Source organism: Ochrobactrum sp. EDr1-4 (assembly GCF_049199085.1).
Lineage (GTDB): Bacteria > Pseudomonadota > Alphaproteobacteria > Rhizobiales > Rhizobiaceae > Brucella.
Map to the genome: position 1 here is coordinate 131,135 of NZ_JBLZOF010000009.1, position 17,853 is coordinate 148,987.

The following is a 17,853-nucleotide window of genomic DNA, read 5'->3' on the forward strand; positions in this document are numbered from 1 at the left end:
TTAGGTTCTCCTTGGTTCATTCAGATTATTTATGAACCATTGCGGTTCGTCAAGGCAGCACAATTTTACTTCATTTTCTCAACCACTCACGCTTGTGATTTGCGCGCAATAATCGAGAACAGGTCGAGGATTGATTGCCAGTCAAGATTCCCGGCTCCAACCCAAAGCCGACGAACCACGTTGCCAAATGCGTTAAAAGCAGAATTGCAAAAAATTTTGCTTCGACATGCCATAATGGAAGGCATGATGCACCTGGGGCAGCGTTTCCATGTTGCTAACACTACCCGACTTGCCATTCCCCTGCGTCCTCGGGAATGGTTGGAAGATCGTCGTACACGAATGGAAAATGGGTTGAAAACACTAGCGCGCGCAGCGCGCAACGGGACAATCTCTGGTGGAACCATCAACACGCTACGAGTGAAGGGTAGGATGTTTACGCTTCTGAGCCTGATCTGCAATCTGCGGCGCGTAACGAACATAGAAGAACACCGCATAAAGGATGACACTTTTGGGAAATGAAAACCTTTGAAATCAATCGCCATAGCCAGTCACCTCACTCAATTATTCCCACTGAAACGACAATAGCGCAGCAGAAATGAAAAATTTGCGCCAGAACCCGGGGAGGTGCTTCGACTACAGAGTCCTCCCCGAACTCATTTCCCGATCATTCGCAGAACGGAGCCTGATCTCCCCTTGTGGCGTCTGTTATTGATTTTCACGGAGTGACCTCATTCAGATTCGAAATTCATTGAATAGGATTGGTTTTCATGACACAATGCGAGTGAAAAAGAATTTCAAGGGAAAGTATCAAAAATCATGCTTCTTGGGCAAAAGAAGCCATTTTCAGGCCAAGTAAACTTTTTTCACGACCGTCGCTTGCCGTAACGAGCAATCCCGGTCGGATACGCGTCCCTAATCGACGCTTTCAAGCTCGCTGTTCCCGTGCCGATCAACCTCGCCGCCATCGGTGCGCGCCACAAAGTCTATCAAGCTGACGACTGGAAGCTTTATACGCCACGCCACCAACCAGACGCTAGTCTCACAGGCCATCTGACCTTCGCTTTACGTTACGAAGGTCTGGACCTAGCCGTCCTTAAAGCCCTGTTTCAGGCTACTGGGCCAAGGCCACTGACGAGATCGTGCATGCAGCGCCGACCGGTGCGTATGCGCGGCGTCTCTGGTTTCTTTATGAATGGCTGCTCGACACCAGGCTCGATCTCGATGATGCAACCCAAGGCACATACGCCCTGGTCGTCGATCCCGATCTGCAATGGGCAATCGATGGGACGACACCCTCTCGCCATCGGGTGAAGAATAATCTGCCGGGCACACCCGCCTTCTGCCCGATGATCTTCCGCACACCCAAGCTGGATGCTTTTATCGCCCGAGATCTCGGCGAGGAGGCTCGGCGCCTGATCGCTGAGGTGCCGGCGTATTTGCTTGCCCGTACTGCGGCCTTCCTGCTCCTTAAGGATTCACGGTCGAGTTTCCAGATTGAAGGCGAAGACCCTCCCCGGGACCGCATTCAACGCTGGGGACAGGTTATCGCGGAGGCCGGTCGCCATCCAATCGACCGTGCCGAACTGGAACGATTGCAGCGCATCGTTATTGGCGATGCGCGTTTCGTGCACCTTGGCCTGCGCGCTGATAGCGGCTTTGTCGGAGAGCATGATCGCCTGAGCGGCGCGCCCATTCCAGATCATGTCAGCGCCCGGCATGACGATCTGCCGAACCTGATCGAAGGATTGACCGCATTCGACCGCGGTGCAGCACGGCAACTGGACCCGGTATTAGCCGGAGCCACCCTTGCTTTCGGCTTCGTCTATATCCATCCGTTTGAGGACGGAAATGGACGTCTGCATCGTTACGTCATCCATCATGTTTTGGCGGAACGCGGTTTCAATCCGCCTGGGTTGGTGTTTCCTGTCTCGGCAGTCATTCTCGACCGCATTGATGAGTGCCGGCACGTGTTGGAGACCTATTCCCGTCGCCTGTTGCCTTTTGTCCGCTGGCGACCGACCGAGCGAGGCAATGTCGAGGTGCTGAACGAGACGGTCGATTTTTATCGATATTTCGACGCAACGCCCCATGCGGAATTCCTGTTCGAATGCGTGGCGCGTACCATTGATACTGACCTGCCAGCAGAGACCGCCTTCCTGAAAATCTATGATCGTTTCAAAAATGAGGTCTCGCGCATGATTGACATGCCGGACAGGCTGCTCGATCTCCTGTTCCGCTTTCTAAGCCAGAATGGCGGTAAGCTGTTGAAGCGTGCTCGCGAAAGGGAGTTTGCCGGCCTGGCTGAAGAGGAGGCTGCGCGTATCGAGCTCATCTACACTGAATTGCTGCAGTCCTGATTGGGCTTTACCAACGATACGGCTGGGTTCGCCCGATTAAACCGTGCGAATTGGTTGGCCTGTTTCTGATTTTGAGTTGGAGTCAAGAAATCGCATTCGCCGTAAACCGCAAAAAAAGGGGCCGAGCGCTCCCCACATAGGGATATTACCGAGTGAACCCGGCTTTTAATGTACACTTTTATTCTTGTGGAACATCGATTTTTCGTGTACATAAATTTACATGAAGATCGTATGGGACGAACCCAAGCGCGAAGCAAATCTCGCCAAACACGGAATGGATTTCGCTGACGTTGTATTTTTCGGATGGGAGACAGCCCTTATTACCGGGAGCCACACTAACCGAATGAAGGCAGTTGGCTATTTCGAAGACGGTACCGCGGTTGTAATCTATGCGGAACTTGGCACTGAGGCGATTTCGATCATCAGCTTTCGCCCTGCGAACCAGAAAGAAAGGAGCTTAATCTAATGGCGATCAAATTTCGACCTGAACATGCCGCTGAACACGGTTACACCAAGCAGGATTGGGATGCTGTTGACAGCCCTTCTCTGACCGAGGAGGAAATCAAAAGCCTCAAACCAGCTAAAGAAATTTTGCCGACTGCCTTTTTTGCAGAACTCGAAAAAGGCAGAACTACGCGTGGTCGCCCTCGCATCGATAAACCAAAAGAAGCCGTAACTCTTCGTCTCGATCCTGATGTAGTTGCCAGGTTCAAAGCCAATGGAAAGAATTGGCGCGCCAATATGAATGATGCTCTGCGGAAGGCCGTCGGCCTATAACAAAACCCCGCTCAATAGTGGCGCTCATGATACGGTTGCAATTTTGTAACGTTGGCTCATGCTTAACTTCGGGACAAGTCCACTCATTTTGACGTTGAAAAAGTGATAGATGGCGTCGTGTTAAATTCAGCCTGAATTTGACCCAGTTTTGTGTTTGATGCTGATCAGAGCCAGCACACGAATCCTTTTGAATTCCTTGGCTATTTCCGCCTTCGTATGGGTTAACCCGAAATGGAAACCTGGCTCAAAATCAGGCGAAACTCAACACTGTGAGAATTCACGTGACGCTCCTGGTATTTCGATTCAAAATACAGGACACAAAATCAGCTCATTGAATTATATCAGCAAGGCAGCCTTCAGCGGATGCGTACCGACTGACGTTCTGTCCGAACAATTAAACATACTGGCAACGGGAGGAGATCTTTCGGGCGAGCGCGATGAGCGCATTACAATTCTGCGCTGCACAGATGGAAAGCAGGACCCTTGCTGCGCACGTTATGGCTTTGCGACGTGCAAGACACTACGCGATCATGCGGATGCGCAGGCCTTTCGGGTTCTCCAGTCAACACATATTGGGGGCTGTCGCTTTGCTGCGTCACTTCTTGTTTTTCCTCATCGAGCAAGGTATGGTCGTCTTGAAGCAAAAGACATGCCGAATTTCTCGTCTTGATCTTGTCTTCGCAAAGGTAATCCATACCTTCCTCTTACAGAGGGAATCCAGAACTTGATGCCCTTGAGCAGGTCGCTGAACATGCAGCTCTGACGTTCTGGAGCGATATTGGAGTGCGGGAGAAAATCACTGTTGAAAATAAATCCGGCATCAATGCTGGGCAAGACGCTGAGATTACTGTCTCTACAGCATCTCAACGACTGCTCATTCGGTTGAGGTTAAATACGTTCGACGTCAACACTCGCTGCGAGTAAGTTTCTGATATCGTAGATTTTTTTGAGCATAGTGTCACACTATAACAATGCTTGCTTAAGCAGCATTTTATCGTCTCTGAAAAGTATTACCGGCTTTCTCGAGCAGCCGAACATATACTTCCTGCCCGCGGCGAAATACATCTAGCCGGAAAAACTCATTGGGGGCATGTAAGTTTTCATCCGGACTGGAAAAGCCAAGCATTACAGCATGTAATCCCAAGAAATCCAGAAACGGGGAAAACGCTGGGATTGATCCACCGGCCCATATTCGGAGTGGCGTTCTTCCATAAACTTCCTCCAGAACCTCGCCAGCGAGCTCAGTTGCAGGATGGTTGTGAGGGATACTGAAGGGATATCCATCTGCTTCTTCAGATAAGAATTCTATTGCTACGCCTGGCGGACATCGGCTTTCCACATGCTGCCGTATCGCATTCAGCACCTTCGTGGGTGACTGGGCGTTCACGAGCCGACAGGTGATTTTCGCGCTTGCTGAGGCGGGCAGGATTGTCTTGGAACCCTCACCCTGCCAGCCGGACGTCAGGCCGTTAATGTCGAGCATGGGACGTCCACCGATGCGCTCCATTACGGTATAGCCAGACTCACCATGACAAGAAGGCGCACCGGTTTGGGATAAGTATTCTTTATCGTCAAAAGGGAGCAGAGCGATCTGATCTCGCATCGCCTGACTTAATGGGACTACATCATCAAAGAACCCCTCGATCGTAACGCTACCATCGATCGATTTCATTGACGCCAAAATATGGGCAAGTGCAACGGCCGGATTGGCAATTCCGCCGCCGTGTAAGCCGGAATGCTGGTCTGATCGTGGACCAGTAACTTTGATTTCGCAACTTATAGTAGCCTTCATCGCCTGCATCAGCTGTGGCTGGTCAGGTGCCCACTGCAAGCCATCCGCCGAAAATACCATGTCAGCCTTCAACAGCTCGATGTTTGCGGCGATGAAGGTATTAAGTGACGCTGAACCAGCCTCTTCTTCACCTTCGTAGAGAAACTTCACGTTGACTGGCAAAGCACCACGGGTCTTAAAAAGTGCTTCTACAGCAATGATAGAAGCGAGCATGCCTCCCTTGTCATCTGATGCTCCCCGACCCCACAACTTTCCGTGACGTATTTCCGGCGCGAACGCCGGGCTTTCCCATAGCTCTAAAGGCTCCGCTGGCTGAACATCAAAATGGCCATAAATCAAAATAGTCGGCTTGTTCGCGCTGGCGTTAAGCCATTCGCCATAAACAACTGGATGACCCGGTGTCGGCATGACCGCGGCGTGTTCAACCCCCGCAGCCTTTAGGCGTGCTAAAACCCATTCAGCAGCGCGATACACATCTGAAGCATTCTCAGCCTTCACTGATACAGATGGTATCTTAACGAATTCGACGAGCTCTTCAACGAAACGGGATTGCTCCGCATCAAGATAAGAAGCCCAGTTCGCCCTCGTCTCATTCGCCATGGGTTAGTTCCTCGAGTTGTTAACGTAGCACGTGCCAAATCGCGGCTTTTCGTCGGAAGGTGAGTTTTTTATGTCGACACTTTTACGCTGCAAACTGCACATGAAATTAACCCACGGGAAGTACGGATAAAAACTCGGACTATTTTTATGGTGTCACGCAATGACTATTTCGGTATCCGATTTGTCTAACATAGCCAAGGAATATCCTGTACACTTGCTTATCTTAATGCAAAGCGCGAAGAATCCCATTCGGTCTTTGGTAGAATAAGTGAACTATCATCCCCGATACTCGAAATTTTCGTCCGCACTGACCCGTACTAAAATGATCTAACTTTTCGCTTTCTACCTCCAACTGGCCATGTTGCCTGACGGAGCGAATGGCATTTTCATGAAATCTTTTGTGGCCTCATTGTTGAGTTTCGCCTGTATTTGAGCCCGATTTCCATTTCTGGTTCACACGAATATGGAAGTAGAAAAGGGATTCAACAGGAAGCATGTGCTAGGTTCGTTAAGAATCAAACACAAAACTCGGCTAAATCCAGGCTGAATTCAACCGCCAGTTCAGAATAACGGCGTTGGCCACTGCGCGTCTTGCACTGTGGGGCAGCCCATTAAGCTATCACTGCTTCACTGATCCAGAACATGATGCTGCCAAACTGGCGCAAGCCTGCTTCATATTCTGCTCAGTTTGTGACGTTGAACTTTTGCTTGTGTATCCTGTGACGGCGAACGCACTTGTGTTTGAAAGGCATGGGCATCAACCAAATTCAGAATAAGCGTCCATATTACAAACCAATTCTATAAAATTGCCGAAACCTAACAATTAGGCACCAACTCCCTACCACCGTTGATGCTCTCATTCATGAATCAAATTTCTAGGTTCTTGCAATCTTGTGGGGGTAATAACTTACTTACAGGATTGCTATCTTTATAATCAGGTCGACCTGACACTTTAACTTTCACCTTTTCCGACACGTTCGGAAGAGTAACGCCGCGCTCCGGGCAATGCCCGAGCCGACCAGAAGGAGACGGTCGACTTGATAAAAATATTTGCAGCAACAATGTTGTTCACCGCAGTAGGCACAATGGCTTTCGCCGAGCAAAAAACAAGCAAGCAATCAACGCCCGCATCTGCCTCGTCTTTATCAAACGCGGACATACAGATGGTATCTCCGGCACTCGCTCGCTACACGCAGGAAGACGTTGTAGAGGCTCTTTGGGCACGGCCCCAGCTTTCTTCCAGGGATCGTAGCATCGTTACGGTTTCTGTCTTGATTGCGCGTGGACAGCCGCTTGATCTGGCGCATTATATAAATATTGCACTTGATAACGGGGTCACACCGAAAGAACTTTCGGAAGCTATAACTCATCTCGCGTTTTATTCAGGCCTTCCTAATGCACTCACAGGAGTCGCGGCAGCAAAAGAAGTGTTTGCACAGCGCAATATCGGAGCGGATCAACTCCCAGATGCATCCCCAGATCTTGCGCCATTGAACGAAGAAAGCGATGCTATCCGGCAAAATGCTGTTGCCCAGCTTTTGGGTACGGCCAACCCTGGATTGGCCGAGTTTACCACTGACCCGTTGTTTCATGATGTTTGGCTGCGCCCGGATCTCGCTCTTCGAGATCGAAGTCTCGTCACGATTAGTTCGATCATGGCAAACGGTCAGGTTGCACAACTTGCTGGCCACCTCAATCGAGGTCTTGATAACGGTTTAACGCCTGAACAGGCGGGCGAGATTGTTACGCAAGTCGCATTTTACGCAGGTTGGCCTAATGCATTCTCTGCTGGCCCTGTAGTGACCGAAGTCCTCAGTAAGCGCCAGTAAATTACGCCACCCAGCTGAAATTTTCGAAGGACAAAAATGATGAAGAAAACTATTGCCGCAGCGGCGCTTTCAACAATCGCATTTGGAGACTTGCCTGCTCGGGCAGGCGAGATACAGGTAAACCCTGCTGGGGCTTCTCCCTCTATTGTCGCTGATCCGAAGAATTTTTCGGGCAACGTCGTCGTCGACCTGCTTCTGCCAGCCTCTATTGAGACACCATCTGCATCAGGATTAGTTACTTTTGCTCCCGGAGCACGTACTGCGTGGCACAGTCATCCGTTGGGTCAAATGTTGATCGTGACAGCTGGAAAGGGCTGGGTCCAGCAGGAGGGGCAGCAGCGTCAGGAAATTACGCAGGGACAAACAGTCTGGATTCCTGCGGGGGTTAAGCATTGGCATGGAGCGACCTCAGAAAATGGCATGAGCCACTATGCTATTACCTACGTGCTCAATGGCAAGAATGCTGAGTGGATGGAACTCGTCACAGATGAGCAATATCTTGAACAATAAGTATAGAGGGGATTACCGGGAAGCCTAGTGCTTCCCCTTCAATGTCGTTCTTGTCTCATTAAGGTTTCTATTAAAAGCAGCAGGTGCCTCCCAAACTCAAAGAATTGCGAAATGGAGACATCCTTCCAAAAACACACAGTTTGCGTTAGCTAAGGAAACTCGTCCATTATTATGACAAGGATTGACAGTTGCTAGTAACTAGCTCCTGTGGCGAAGCGCATCCACGAGTACCTTGAATGCAGGAGATGAATGTCTGCGGCTTGGATAATAAAGATGAAAGCCGTCCCACGCGGGACAATAAGCATCAAGAACGCGTATGAGATTGCCATTTTCTATGTGGGGAAGAGCTAGATCCTCCGGAACATAGGCAACGCCCAATCCAGCAAGTCCGGCGTCCAGAACGTGGAAGATGTTGCTAAAAGTGAGTTGTCCTTCAACTTTAATTTTAATTTCCCGCCCATCTTCCTCGAACTCCCAAGCCCACAATCCACCCGATGTGGAGAATCGGTAATTGATACATTTGTGCTGAATGAGCTCTTGTGGCTTGCTCGGGGCCGGATGCTGGGCAAAGTAGGCCGGTGATGCGACGGCAGCGAACCTGAAGTCTGGACCGATCCTGACTGAGATCATGTCCTTGGCCAGTTGCTCGCCCATTCTTACGCCGGCATCGTATCGCTCTGTGACAATGTCCGATAAGCCGTTATCAAGGAGAAGTTCAACATTTATCTCAGGGAAATTCATCCAAAAATTAAGCAACTTCGGCCACAAGTGATGGCTGATCGCATAATCGGATGCTGTTATCCGGATATTTCCAGCTGGCTTATCACGCAAGGCCCCTAGTGCCTCAACCTGCGCCTCGATCTCATCGAAATACGGACCGATACCGGCAATGAGCTTTTCACCAGCTTCGGTCGGGGAAACGGCCCTTGTCGTCCGGGTTAAAAGACGGACCCCAAGTCTTGCTTCTAACTGCCGCACGGTGTGGCTGAGCGCTGATTGGGAAATACCGAACTTCGCGGCAGCCTTGGTGAAGCTTTTCTCGCGTGCAACGGCCAAGAAGGCGAGCAGGTCGCTAATGTTTTGGCGGCTCATCATAGCTATCCTTCTCGCAAACGCCGAATATAGACCAGAAACATCGATTAATGAATCAAATTTCTAAGATCAATCGATTTACCCCCTCTAAACGATAATCCGCGGTTTTGTTATATAGTGATGAATTATCGAATGTCATCGATCAAACGCTGCTTTCGTAGCCTTTCTCCAGACCCATCGGCGACTGTTGATCGATCCTCAGAATTCAAGGTAAATTTAATTGTCATTAGACGTTCTTCAAAGAGCGGCACGGACGGAGGCCCCTAGCAGTGCCTGGTCTGCTGTGTTCGCTACCTCACTATGCTCATTTATTCTCGTAGCTTCTGAATTCATGCCTGTAAGCCTTCTTACTCCTATCGCAAACGAATTTGCGGTCAGTGAAGGGCAGATCGGACAAGCAATAGCTGCTTCAGGTGCGCTCGCTGTTATAACTAGCTTGACGATCTCCTCCGCCACAGCTCGGTTCGACCGAAAGTTCGTTCTTTTGTCGCTGACGGCGTTGATGATTGCATCGGCTCTTATCGTTGGATTTGCCCCTAATTACACAACTTTGCTAGTTGGTCGCGCACTCCTTGGCATCGCCATTGGGGGCTGCTGGTCAATGTCCACGGCAACTGCAATGCGTCTGGTGCCGACCTCCTCCGTACCTAAAGCAATCGCAATCCTTGGTGCAGGCAGTGCGCTTGCCACGACTGTCGCGGCTCCGCTGGGAAGTTTTCTCGGTGATGCTGTCGGCTGGCGCGGCGCGTTCCTGTGCATGGCACCTCTCGCCGCTATTGCGCTCGTCTGGCAGACGGTAAGCCTCCCTTCAATGCCGAACCTGCGTCGCTCGGCAACCTGGAACGTCTTCCGCTTGCTGGTTGAGCCAAAGGTGCTTTTTGGGATGGCGGCGATAATGTTCCTGTTCATGGGCCAGTTCTCATTATTCACCTACCTGCGCCCGTTCCTTGAGACTGCGACAGGCGTCGATGTGAACACGCTGTCAATGGTTCTGCTCGCCTTTGGTGTGGCGGGACTCGTCGGAACACTCATGATCGGACAGCTCTTGAACGATAGGCTCCATCTCGTGCTGGGTGTCATCCCCTTGCTGATGTCGGCCATGGCTTTGACTTTGATCTTCGTGGGTGAATGGCTGGCTGCAACTGCCATAATTCTGGGAGCATGGGGGCTTATCAGCACGCCTGCTCCCGTAGCCTGGGGGACTTGGCTTTCGCGAGTCCTTCCTGAGGACGCAGAAGCGGGAGGTGGACTGATGGTGGCGACGATCCAGCTCGCCATTACACTCGGCGCTCTAATCGGCGGGGCCGTATTCGATGCTTATGGGTATCAGACCACTTTCGCATCGAGCGCATTGCTGCTGCTGGTTTCCGCGGTGCTTGCCATGATCACCGCTCGCATTAGCCGCACCAGATAAATTATCAGAGGAAAACAATCATGAAGACATTCATACGTGCACGCCATGCTCTCGCTGCCATAGCGTTGGCCGCAGGCATGGCAACATCACCGGCCGCCTGGTCTCAGGAAGCGCCTACGGTCGAGATTGCTTCTGGAGGTCTCACCGGAGTCCTCAATGACGGAATCGAATCCTGGCAAGGCATTCCCTACGCGGCACCACCCGTCGGTCCGTTGCGCTGGATGCCGCCACAATCAGCGGCTCATTGGGCAAAGTCCTTGAAGGCTAACGCATTGCGCAGCAGTTGCGCCCAGAATGCGGATCTTGGTGTTTTTGCCAAGGCAGGTGGAAGCGAAGACTGCCTTTATCTGAATGTCTACCGCACTTCGGATACAAATACAGACCAGAAAAAGCCTGTATTTGTCTGGATTCACGGAGGCGCGCTGCAGGTTGGTCAGGGTGGCGATTACGATCCGAGCAAGCTAGCGAAGGACGGCAAGGCGATCGTCGTCACGCTGAACTACCGCCTTGGTGTCTTCGGCTTCCTGTCGCATCCGACGCTCGATGCTGAAGGTCACGACTTTGGCAACTACGGCCTGATGGACCAGCAGGCGGCATTACGCTGGGTTCAGCAGAACATTGAAAAATTCGGCGGTGATCCTTCCAATGTGACAATCTCCGGAGAATCGTCAGGCGGCAACAGCGTCATGGCGCACATCGCTTCGCCTGGCTCGAAAGAGTTGTTCCAGCATGTGGTTGCGATGAGCGGTGCGGGCATCATGACGCGCCATCCGGCGTTCGGTGCGCCACGCCCGCTTGATGTGGCAAGAGAAAACGGTCAGGGTTTTGCCAAGGCCGCCGGATGCGAAACAGGTGATGCGAACTGCCTGCGCGCGCTGTCGACCAAAGACATCCTCGACGCGCAATCGCCCTACATGCTCAATGAATTTATTATCGACGGAACGACACTGCCAGTGCATCCGGCAGACGCCTATCGCTCAGGGGATATCAACCGCGTCACGCTTGTTGCGGGAAGCACGCGAGATGAAGGACGCTTCTTCGTAGCTCTGCCCGAACTGGCAACCGGGAAAGCACTATCTGAAGAAGACTACCCTGTGTGGATCGAGCGACAATATGGTCCGCAGATGGCTCCAGACGTGCTCAAGGAGTATCCTTTGCATCAGTACGACAGCGCGAGTGAAGCGTTCGCAGCGGCAAGCACCGACAGCATGTTCGCCTGCACCGGCCTTGCCATGAACCGCGCTCTTGCCGACAAGATGCCCGTCTATACCTACGAGTTCGCTGACCGCACAGCGCCATCCTATGTCGAGCCGACATCGTTTCCCCTTCTGGCAGCGCACACCTATGAGCTTGCTTACGTCTTCCCGGGCTTCAAGGGTGGTGGTGATGCTCATGTGAAGCTCAATTCCCTTCAGGAAAAGCTGTCAGACGAGATGGTGGGTTATTTTTCCAATCTCGCAGGCATGGCTTCGCGAGAGGCAGAGTGGCCGCGCTTTGACCCGCAGCAAGACAGCGTGATGAGCTTTGAGCTTCCGAAAGCACGCATGGTTACCGGCCGGTTTGCTCAAGCACACCACTGCGCTTTCTGGGATCAGAAGGGTATCTACTAGCCTGGCTTTGTCATTTTCTTGGCGACCGAAGGCCGCCAGAACCAACTACAACAGGAGAATAAAATGACACATTCGTTTGGATGGGCATCGACAACCGATGAAGTCCTTTCCGGTATTGACTTAAAGGGACGCAGCGTTCTGATCACGGGCGTCTCATCTGGACTTGGCGTCGAAACGGCCCGGGCGCTGGCGGCACATGGCGCTGAGGTCGTGGGCCTGGCCAGAGATCTCGCAAAGGCGGAACGCGCAACGAAGGACGTGCACGCTGCTGCTCGTCAAAACGGCACGACATTTGAGGTCGGTCAACTCGACCTTGCCAACCTAGCCAGCATTCGCACCTGCACCGATCGGCTATTAGCCGACGGTCGTCAGTTCGACATCATTATCGCCAATGCTGGCGTGATGGCGACACCGCAAGGTGTCACTGCCGATGGCTTCGAAACCCAGTTCGGCACCAACCATCTCGGCCATTTCGTGCTGGTCAATCGCCTCGCATCTCTCATTCGGGACGGCGGGCGGCTGGTCATCCTCTCATCCGGTGCCCACCGGATTTCCGACGTTAATATCGAAGATCCGAATTTTGAGCACACGGAGTATGAGAAGTGGGTGGCCTACGGGCGTTCCAAGACGGCCAACGCATTGTTTGCCGTAGAATTTGACCGGCGTCACCGCAACCGCAACATTCGAGCAGTTGCTGTGCATCCAGGTGGCATCCAGACTGAACTACAGCGCCACTATCCCGCTGAGGACGAGCAGGCACTGGTAGATTCGATTAACAAGGCGAATGCTGCTGCAGGCCTGCCGCCCTTCCAGTACAAGTCTGTCCAGCAAGGTGCGGCGACCTCGGTCTGGGCTGCTATCGTGGCACCTTCGAACGACATCGGCGGACGTTATTGCGAAGACTGCCATGTGGCAGAGACGGACGACACAGATGGCTTCCGCAATGGCGTAAGGTCCTACGCACAGGACACAGATCGCGCGAAGGCACTTTGGGCAAAAAGCGAACAAATGGTCGGGGATACCTACTGACAAACACCTGGAGCAGCGGTCGCCGTGTATCGGCGGCTGCTGATCAAGAGGCGGAAAAACCACTATTCAAATCCAAGGAGACAACAAATGAAAAAGCGAACACTCGGCAGAAACGGTCTCGAAGTTTCTGAGATCGGCTTTGGCTGCATGGGCCTTTCGTTTGGTTACGGCCCCTCACTGTCAAAAGATGAAGCGGTCAAAGTGATCCGTTGTGCGTTTGATCTGGGGGTGACCTTCTTCGATACCGCCGAAGCCTATGGTGAAAATAATGAGGTATGGCTAGGCGAGGCACTGGCTTCCGTCCGCAATCAGGTGGTCATCGCGACCAAATTCGGCTGGAAGAATGGTGATCCGCGTACAGGCGCGCTTGACAGTCGTCCGGAACGCATTCGCTTCGTCGCAGAGCAGTCACTGAAACGCTTGAGGACCGACCGGATCGACCTGTTCTACCAGCATCGCGTTGACAAGAATGTCCCAATCGAAGAGGTTGCCGGAGCGGTCCGGGACCTGATCGCTGAAGGCAAAGTGAAAGATTTTGGGCTTTCGGAAGCGGGTCCTGCAACGATCCGACGCGCCAACGCGGTGCATCCCGTTGCTGCCCTGCAGAGCGAGTACTCGATGTTTACCCGGGACCCTGAAGCCGCGATCATCCCGGTCCTTGAGGAACTGGGCATCGGCTTCGTCCCGTTCAGTCCGCTGGGCAAGGGCTTCCTGACTGGAAAAGTCGATACAGCGACAACCTTTGGCGAGGGTGATATTCGAAATACTCTTCCGCGCTTCCAGACTGAAGCACGCGAAGCGAACTTCGAGATTGCCAAAGCGCTAGGAGTAATCGCAGAGCGCAAGGGCGTCACGTCCGCTCAGGTCGCACTTGCTTGGCTTTTAGCCAAGAAGCCGTGGATCGTACCAATCCCAGGGACAACAAAACTGCACCGCCTGAGGGAGAACGTCGGGGCAAGGGCCGTTAGCCTTAACGCGGAAGACCTTGAGCAGATTTCATTCTTGCTTGCCACCGTTCCCGTTCAAGGAGCCCGATACGGTGAGCAAGGAACCCGGCTGATTGATCGCTAGATGCCATAGTAACGTCGTCGCGTCGATAATCTTGCCCACTTCCTTCAGTCGCCGAGTGGCTCAGGGAGAGATTACTAGGGAACGGCATACGTCGTTCCTGGCACAAACCCAATAGTAAATTTCAGGAAGAAACAGGGCATGACGAACAAGTCACTTGCTGCTGTCGCTGCCGCATTTATTGTTGCTTTGGCAGCAAATCTGGCACTAGCACTAGCACAGGACACCTCGTCCTCAACAGGCTTTACGCTCGACCCGGAGGTCGAGGAAGGGCTGACCTCTTTATCGAAAGAGATCGGCGTTGTCGAAAAGGGACCGGTCGGCGACATCCAGACGCGCAGTTCAATGTGATCCCTCACCGGTCATGGATTTAACCACAACGCCGATCAATTCGCCGGCGCTGTGGTTTCTTACTTCAGGAGAACTCGCTTTAGACCTGCGCCAGACCACCATCGACGGGAATATCGACGCCGGTGACGAACGAACTGTCATCGCTTGCGAGGAACAGAGCTACGGACGCTGCCTCTTCCGGCCGGCCGACCCGGCCCATGGGCATCTGGGCGAGCATTGAAGGCAGCGCCTGGGTGATCGCTTCCGCTGGAACTCCCAGCTTTCCGAAAATCGGGGTCTCTACGAGGCCGGGGCTGATCGTGTTAACGCGAATCTTGCGATCCTTGAGGTCGGTGGTGAAGGTACGCGCAAATGAACGTGTCGCCGCTTTGGTCGCTGCGTATACGGAATGCGCAGGGCTGCCTGTGAAATGCGCGATCGACGCGTTGAGGATCACTGATGCACCCTCGCTCAGCAAAGGCAGCGCTTTCTGAACGGTGAAGAACAGGCCGCGGACATTGATGCCGAACTGATTGTCAAAATCTTCAACAGTCACGGCTGGGAAAGGGACAAGATTGTTGACGCCGGCATTTGCAAACAGAACATCGATCCGTCCGAACCGCTGGCCAATTTCGGTGTAAAGCCCGTTCAGAGCATTCAAGTCGGCGACATCTGCAACGATCGCCACCGCTCCGTTTCCAATTTCGGAAGCTGCATTAACGAGCGCCTCCTTGTTGCGCCCCGTGATAACGACGGTTGCGCCTTCCTGGGCGAAAAGTTTGGCCGACGCCAGACCGATACCACTGCCGCCACCAGTTATAACAGCAACCTTGTTCTTAAGTTTTCCCATAGCATATGCTCCTTTGATATATTGGCGTGATGAGCGCGTCACACCTACGCGTTAAAGAACTACCGAGACGATGAGTGAGAACAGTCGTATTCTCACTCATCGTTGGTAATGACGACCTTTCCGAAGACGTTACGTTTCGCGAAATGCTCGAACGCCGCCTTACCTTCGGCGAGCGTAAAGCGACTATCAATCACCGGCCGGATGCCATTCTGCACAACAGCGGCAATCACGTCTTCCAAGTCACGGCGATGGCCAGTCGCGATTGTCTCGAACCGCGCGAATGTCAGGAACATTTCGAGATAACCGGGCATGTGGCCCTGTGAGAGGACGCCGACCATCGATATCTGGCCGCTAAGCGCTACGGCTTTTAGTGATTGGGCGAATGTACCTGGACCGCCAACTTCGATGACGCGGTCGACGCCGCGACCACCGGAGAGCTCTTTCGCCTGCTCGCCCCAGTTGGGATTTTCGACATAGTTGATGACATGGTCGGCACCAAGCGCATGCAGACGCTCGGCCTTCTCGTTGGATGAAGTTGTTGCGATCACTTTTGCACCGCGCGCCTTCGCGAACTGCAGCGCGAACAGCGACACACCTCCAGTTCCCTGTGTCAATACGCCGTGCTGTGGTCCAATGCCTGCGACGGCATTCCAGCCCGTTACAGCGGCGCAAGGTAAGGTTGAGGCATCTTCGAAGCTGATTGAATCTGGGAGGGATACCAGTTCATTTTCGTTGACAACCCGATATTCTGACATCCAGCCATCAATTTGAGAGCCGTACTGCTGCACAAACTCACGGAACGGCCCAGCATGCCAACCCGGCATGAAGTTGTTCACCACCCGGTCGCCGACAGTAAAGCGAGTGACGCCAGAGCCGACCGCCTCGACCAGACCTGCAGCGTCCGATACCTGCACCCGCCCCGCTTCGATTGGAAAAGGCGACCAGCCATTGACGATAGAGAGGTCGCGGAAGTTGAGTGATGTCGCCTTTATTTTGACAAGGATTTCTCCTGGACCGGGCCGCGGCGTTGGCTCCTCGCGCAACTCCAGCCCATCCACCGAGCCAATTTTCTGCAAACGATAGATCTTCATGTGTAAACTCCAATTTCCTGAGGGATATGGTGGAGCTTGACGGGATGATCCATTGCATAGAGTATGCGTTTCATAACTCATCGTCCGAGACTGCTGATGCACCCCTTCGATTCCGTCCTTAGTGACATGCAGCTACAAAGCTCACTGTTCGTGCGCATGCGTGCCCACGCGCCGTGGGCTATGTCGTTCGACAGTGGCGGTCAGGCCCGTTTGATAGTCATCGCCAGTGGCAGGGGCTGGTTCACTCAGGTTGGCCATCCACCAGTAGTAGTTCAGCAAGGCGACTGTCTCATCATCAAGCAGGGGATCGTGGGTATCCTGGGAGACGATCCGGACCGCACAGCTGTGCCTTGCTGGCAGATTGCCGATCATGTGACAGGCCATATGGTCAGCTTCGGCGGAGACGGAGATGCGTGCGAGTTCTTCTCGACCTTGTTCACATTTGATCATGCAGCAGGCGAACCATTATCAGCGCTGCTGCCTGGTGTCGTTCACGTTGCTATGCCAGAGTTAACTGCCGGTCGAATGGTGTCCATTCTCGAACAGATCGGTGCTGAGGAGGCACAGGACTCACTCGGTAGTTCCTATGTCGTAGGTCGCCTGCTTGATGTGTTGTTCATCCAGGCGATCCGAACTTGGGCTAGTTCTGAGGGGAACATGCCTGAGGGATGGTTGGCGGGTTTGACCCATCGCCAGTTGGCAAAAACATTGCATCGCATCCATGCCGACCTCGCTCACTCCTGGACGCTCGACGAACTGGCTCGTCACGCTGGTATGTCGCGCTCCACATTCGCAGTGCTGTTCAAATCTGTCGTCGGAGTGCCGCCGCTGGCCTATATCGCGACATGGCGCATCTATCGCGCAAAGCTCATACTCGCTTCCGGTCACTCGATTGCCACGGCAGCGAAACTGACAGGTTACGGAACCGACATCGCGCTTAGTCGTGCGTTCAAGGCCGCAACCGGCGTAGCGCCAGGGCAATGGCGGCGCGAGCGACGTGCGATAACCGGGGTAAGCCGGAAGTCGCCGCAGGGTTATACGTCTGATTGAATGATCCTGCCGCAGCTAAATCACCATTAATGCGCAACGGTAAAAAGTGTTGTTGAGTTGCGCCGTGAATTGACCACTTGGGGGTGCGGATAAAAACTTGGACTGGTTCTACGTCACAATGCCAAGACTGTTTCGATATTCGATTGGGCTTCGTGCGCCAAGTGATATTTTGATCCGTTTTTCGTTGTACCATCGAATGTAGCCATCGACTTCCTTAATAAACTGCTCAAGTGTGGTGGTCTTCCAATCACGCGGGTAAAAGAGCTCCGTTTTCAGCCTTCCGAAGAAACCTTCGCATGCAGCGTTATCTGGGGAACATGCCTTGCCGGACATTGAGCGCACCAGCTTCGCATCACTGATCCGCGATAGCCAACCCGGCCAGCGATAGTGTGCACCCCGATCAGAATGTACTATTGGTCGTTCATCTGTACCTGTGACAGTTTCTATGGCGGCA

At 52.9% G+C, this 17,853-nt stretch carries 19 protein-coding genes and 2 pseudogenes; 12 read left to right on the plus strand and 9 right to left on the minus strand.

Features of this window, described 5'->3' with window-relative positions; translation table 11 throughout:
* Positions 1-414 precede the first annotated feature (414 nt).
* A pseudogene (locus tag ACOZHT_RS20785) lies at positions 415-542 on the minus strand (IS6 family transposase); the annotation flags it as partial.
* Positions 543-912: 370 nt separating this feature from the next.
* Positions 913-1,050 (minus strand): hypothetical protein, encoded by a 138-nt coding sequence (locus tag ACOZHT_RS20790; protein ID WP_421566488.1) that lies wholly within the window; start codon positions 1,048-1,050, stop codon positions 913-915.
* Positions 1,051-1,139: 89 nt separating this feature from the next.
* On the opposite strand from ACOZHT_RS20790, the gene ACOZHT_RS20795 reads away from it, so the two are divergent.
* From ACOZHT_RS20795 to ACOZHT_RS20810, 4 genes are all read left to right on the plus strand, one after another.
* Complete coding sequence (locus ACOZHT_RS20795) at positions 1,140-2,357, plus strand: Fic family protein (protein ID WP_421566489.1); 1,218 nt, start codon at positions 1,140-1,142, stop codon at positions 2,355-2,357.
* 220 nt (positions 2,358-2,577) lie between these two features.
* The gene (locus ACOZHT_RS20800; RefSeq protein WP_421566490.1) at positions 2,578-2,823 is read left to right on the plus strand and encodes a BrnT family toxin; all 246 of its coding nucleotides are present in this window, start codon (positions 2,578-2,580) and stop codon (positions 2,821-2,823) included.
* A complete protein-coding gene (locus tag ACOZHT_RS20805) occupies positions 2,823-3,134 on the plus strand; it encodes a BrnA antitoxin family protein (protein ID WP_421566491.1) in 312 nt (103 codons plus the stop codon). The genes ACOZHT_RS20800 and ACOZHT_RS20805 overlap by 1 nt, the downstream gene beginning before the upstream one ends.
* A 331-nt stretch (positions 3,135-3,465) precedes the next feature.
* Positions 3,466-3,804, plus strand: a complete 339-nt coding sequence (locus ACOZHT_RS20810; RefSeq protein ID WP_421566492.1) for a sucrase ferredoxin — start codon at positions 3,466-3,468, stop codon at positions 3,802-3,804.
* Positions 3,805-4,125: 321 nt separating this feature from the next.
* On the opposite strand, the gene ACOZHT_RS20815 is transcribed toward ACOZHT_RS20810, so the two are convergent.
* The 3 genes and pseudogenes from ACOZHT_RS20815 to ACOZHT_RS20825 all read right to left on the minus strand — a co-directional run bounded on the left by ACOZHT_RS20815 (position 4,126) and on the right by ACOZHT_RS20825 (position 6,685).
* Positions 4,126-5,526: a dipeptidase gene (locus tag ACOZHT_RS20815; RefSeq protein ID WP_421566493.1), complete on the minus strand. Its 1,401-nt coding sequence runs from the start codon at positions 5,524-5,526 to the stop codon at positions 4,126-4,128.
* 539 nt (positions 5,527-6,065) lie between these two features.
* Positions 6,066-6,278 (minus strand): annotated as a pseudogene (locus tag ACOZHT_RS20820) (IS5/IS1182 family transposase); the annotation flags it as partial.
* A gap of 200 nt (positions 6,279-6,478) precedes the next feature.
* The gene (locus ACOZHT_RS20825; protein WP_421566511.1) at positions 6,479-6,685 is read right to left on the minus strand and encodes a hypothetical protein; all 207 of its coding nucleotides are present in this window, start codon (positions 6,683-6,685) and stop codon (positions 6,479-6,481) included.
* Here ACOZHT_RS20825 and ACOZHT_RS20830 point away from each other — a divergent pair.
* Together ACOZHT_RS20830 and ACOZHT_RS20835 are read left to right on the plus strand one after the other, a co-directional pair.
* Positions 6,612-7,355, plus strand: a complete 744-nt coding sequence (locus ACOZHT_RS20830) for a carboxymuconolactone decarboxylase family protein (RefSeq protein WP_421566508.1) — start codon at positions 6,612-6,614, stop codon at positions 7,353-7,355. The genes ACOZHT_RS20825 and ACOZHT_RS20830 overlap by 74 nt on opposite strands.
* Positions 7,356-7,394: 39 nt before the next feature.
* Entirely contained in the window at positions 7,395-7,865 is a 471-nt protein-coding gene (locus tag ACOZHT_RS20835; RefSeq protein ID WP_421566509.1) for a (R)-mandelonitrile lyase, read from the plus strand.
* 198 nt (positions 7,866-8,063) lie between these two features.
* Here ACOZHT_RS20835 and ACOZHT_RS20840 read toward each other — a convergent pair whose 3' ends face one another.
* On the minus strand, positions 8,064-8,957 hold the full coding sequence (locus ACOZHT_RS20840) for a LysR family transcriptional regulator (RefSeq protein ID WP_421566494.1): 894 nt from the start codon (positions 8,955-8,957) through the stop codon (positions 8,064-8,066).
* Positions 8,958-9,177: 220 nt separating this feature from the next.
* Here ACOZHT_RS20840 and ACOZHT_RS20845 point away from each other — a divergent pair, with 220 nt between their 5' ends.
* From ACOZHT_RS20845 to ACOZHT_RS20865, 5 genes are all read left to right on the plus strand, one after another.
* Positions 9,178-10,371: an MFS transporter gene (locus ACOZHT_RS20845; protein WP_421566495.1), complete on the plus strand. Its 1,194-nt coding sequence runs from the start codon at positions 9,178-9,180 to the stop codon at positions 10,369-10,371.
* 20 nt (positions 10,372-10,391) lie between these two features.
* Positions 10,392-11,981 (plus strand): carboxylesterase/lipase family protein, encoded by a 1,590-nt coding sequence (locus ACOZHT_RS20850; protein WP_421566496.1) that lies wholly within the window; start codon positions 10,392-10,394, stop codon positions 11,979-11,981.
* Positions 11,982-12,044: 63 nt separating this feature from the next.
* The gene (locus ACOZHT_RS20855) at positions 12,045-13,010 is read left to right on the plus strand and encodes an SDR family NAD(P)-dependent oxidoreductase (RefSeq protein WP_421566497.1); all 966 of its coding nucleotides are present in this window, start codon (positions 12,045-12,047) and stop codon (positions 13,008-13,010) included.
* A gap of 87 nt (positions 13,011-13,097) precedes the next feature.
* Complete coding sequence (locus ACOZHT_RS20860; protein ID WP_421566498.1) at positions 13,098-14,081, plus strand: aldo/keto reductase; 984 nt, start codon at positions 13,098-13,100, stop codon at positions 14,079-14,081.
* A 138-nt stretch (positions 14,082-14,219) separates the two neighbouring features.
* Positions 14,220-14,429: a hypothetical protein gene (locus tag ACOZHT_RS20865; protein WP_421566499.1), complete on the plus strand. Its 210-nt coding sequence runs from the start codon at positions 14,220-14,222 to the stop codon at positions 14,427-14,429.
* A gap of 79 nt (positions 14,430-14,508) precedes the next feature.
* Here ACOZHT_RS20865 and ACOZHT_RS20870 read toward each other — a convergent pair whose 3' ends face one another.
* Positions 14,509-15,258, minus strand: a complete 750-nt coding sequence (locus ACOZHT_RS20870; protein WP_421566500.1) for an SDR family oxidoreductase — start codon at positions 15,256-15,258, stop codon at positions 14,509-14,511.
* Positions 15,259-15,350: 92 nt separating this feature from the next.
* The gene (locus ACOZHT_RS20875) at positions 15,351-16,349 is read right to left on the minus strand and encodes a zinc-dependent alcohol dehydrogenase family protein (RefSeq protein ID WP_421566501.1); all 999 of its coding nucleotides are present in this window, start codon (positions 16,347-16,349) and stop codon (positions 15,351-15,353) included.
* 96 nt (positions 16,350-16,445) lie between these two features.
* On the opposite strand from ACOZHT_RS20875, the gene ACOZHT_RS20880 reads away from it, so the two are divergent.
* The gene (locus ACOZHT_RS20880; protein WP_421566502.1) at positions 16,446-17,399 is read left to right on the plus strand and encodes a cupin domain-containing protein; all 954 of its coding nucleotides are present in this window, start codon (positions 16,446-16,448) and stop codon (positions 17,397-17,399) included.
* A gap of 108 nt (positions 17,400-17,507) precedes the next feature.
* Here ACOZHT_RS20880 and ACOZHT_RS20885 read toward each other — a convergent pair.
* Positions 17,508-17,853: transposase (locus ACOZHT_RS20885; protein WP_421566503.1), on the minus strand; the 346-nt coding region annotated here is incomplete at its 5' end.

Excerpts from the sequence above, each read along its gene's own strand:
- ACOZHT_RS20860 (WP_421566498.1), top strand. The coding sequence starts at position 13,098 with ATGAAAAAGCGAACACTCGGCAGAAACGGTCTCGAAGTTTCTGAGATC.
- ACOZHT_RS20835 (WP_421566509.1), top strand. The coding sequence starts at position 7,395 with ATGAAGAAAACTATTGCCGCAGCGGCGCTTTCAACAATCGCATTTGGA.
- ACOZHT_RS20825 (WP_421566511.1), bottom strand. The coding sequence starts at position 6,685 with ATGTCCGCGTTTGATAAAGACGAGGCAGATGCGGGCGTTGATTGCTTG.
- ACOZHT_RS20805 (WP_421566491.1), top strand. The coding sequence starts at position 2,823 with ATGGCGATCAAATTTCGACCTGAACATGCCGCTGAACACGGTTACACC.
- ACOZHT_RS20815 (WP_421566493.1), bottom strand. The coding sequence starts at position 5,526 with ATGGCGAATGAGACGAGGGCGAACTGGGCTTCTTATCTTGATGCGGAG.
- ACOZHT_RS20870 (WP_421566500.1), bottom strand. The coding sequence starts at position 15,258 with ATGGGAAAACTTAAGAACAAGGTTGCTGTTATAACTGGTGGCGGCAGT.
- ACOZHT_RS20830 (WP_421566508.1), top strand. The coding sequence starts at position 6,612 with ATGGCTTTCGCCGAGCAAAAAACAAGCAAGCAATCAACGCCCGCATCT.
- ACOZHT_RS20800 (WP_421566490.1), top strand. The coding sequence starts at position 2,578 with ATGAAGATCGTATGGGACGAACCCAAGCGCGAAGCAAATCTCGCCAAA.
- ACOZHT_RS20850 (WP_421566496.1), top strand. The coding sequence starts at position 10,392 with ATGAAGACATTCATACGTGCACGCCATGCTCTCGCTGCCATAGCGTTG.
- ACOZHT_RS20875 (WP_421566501.1), bottom strand. The coding sequence starts at position 16,349 with ATGAAGATCTATCGTTTGCAGAAAATTGGCTCGGTGGATGGGCTGGAG.
- ACOZHT_RS20790 (WP_421566488.1), bottom strand. The coding sequence starts at position 1,050 with ATGGCCTGTGAGACTAGCGTCTGGTTGGTGGCGTGGCGTATAAAGCTT.
- ACOZHT_RS20855 (WP_421566497.1), top strand. The coding sequence starts at position 12,045 with ATGACACATTCGTTTGGATGGGCATCGACAACCGATGAAGTCCTTTCC.
- ACOZHT_RS20880 (WP_421566502.1), top strand. The coding sequence starts at position 16,446 with ATGCACCCCTTCGATTCCGTCCTTAGTGACATGCAGCTACAAAGCTCA.
- ACOZHT_RS20840 (WP_421566494.1), bottom strand. The coding sequence starts at position 8,957 with ATGAGCCGCCAAAACATTAGCGACCTGCTCGCCTTCTTGGCCGTTGCA.
- ACOZHT_RS20865 (WP_421566499.1), top strand. The coding sequence starts at position 14,220 with ATGACGAACAAGTCACTTGCTGCTGTCGCTGCCGCATTTATTGTTGCT.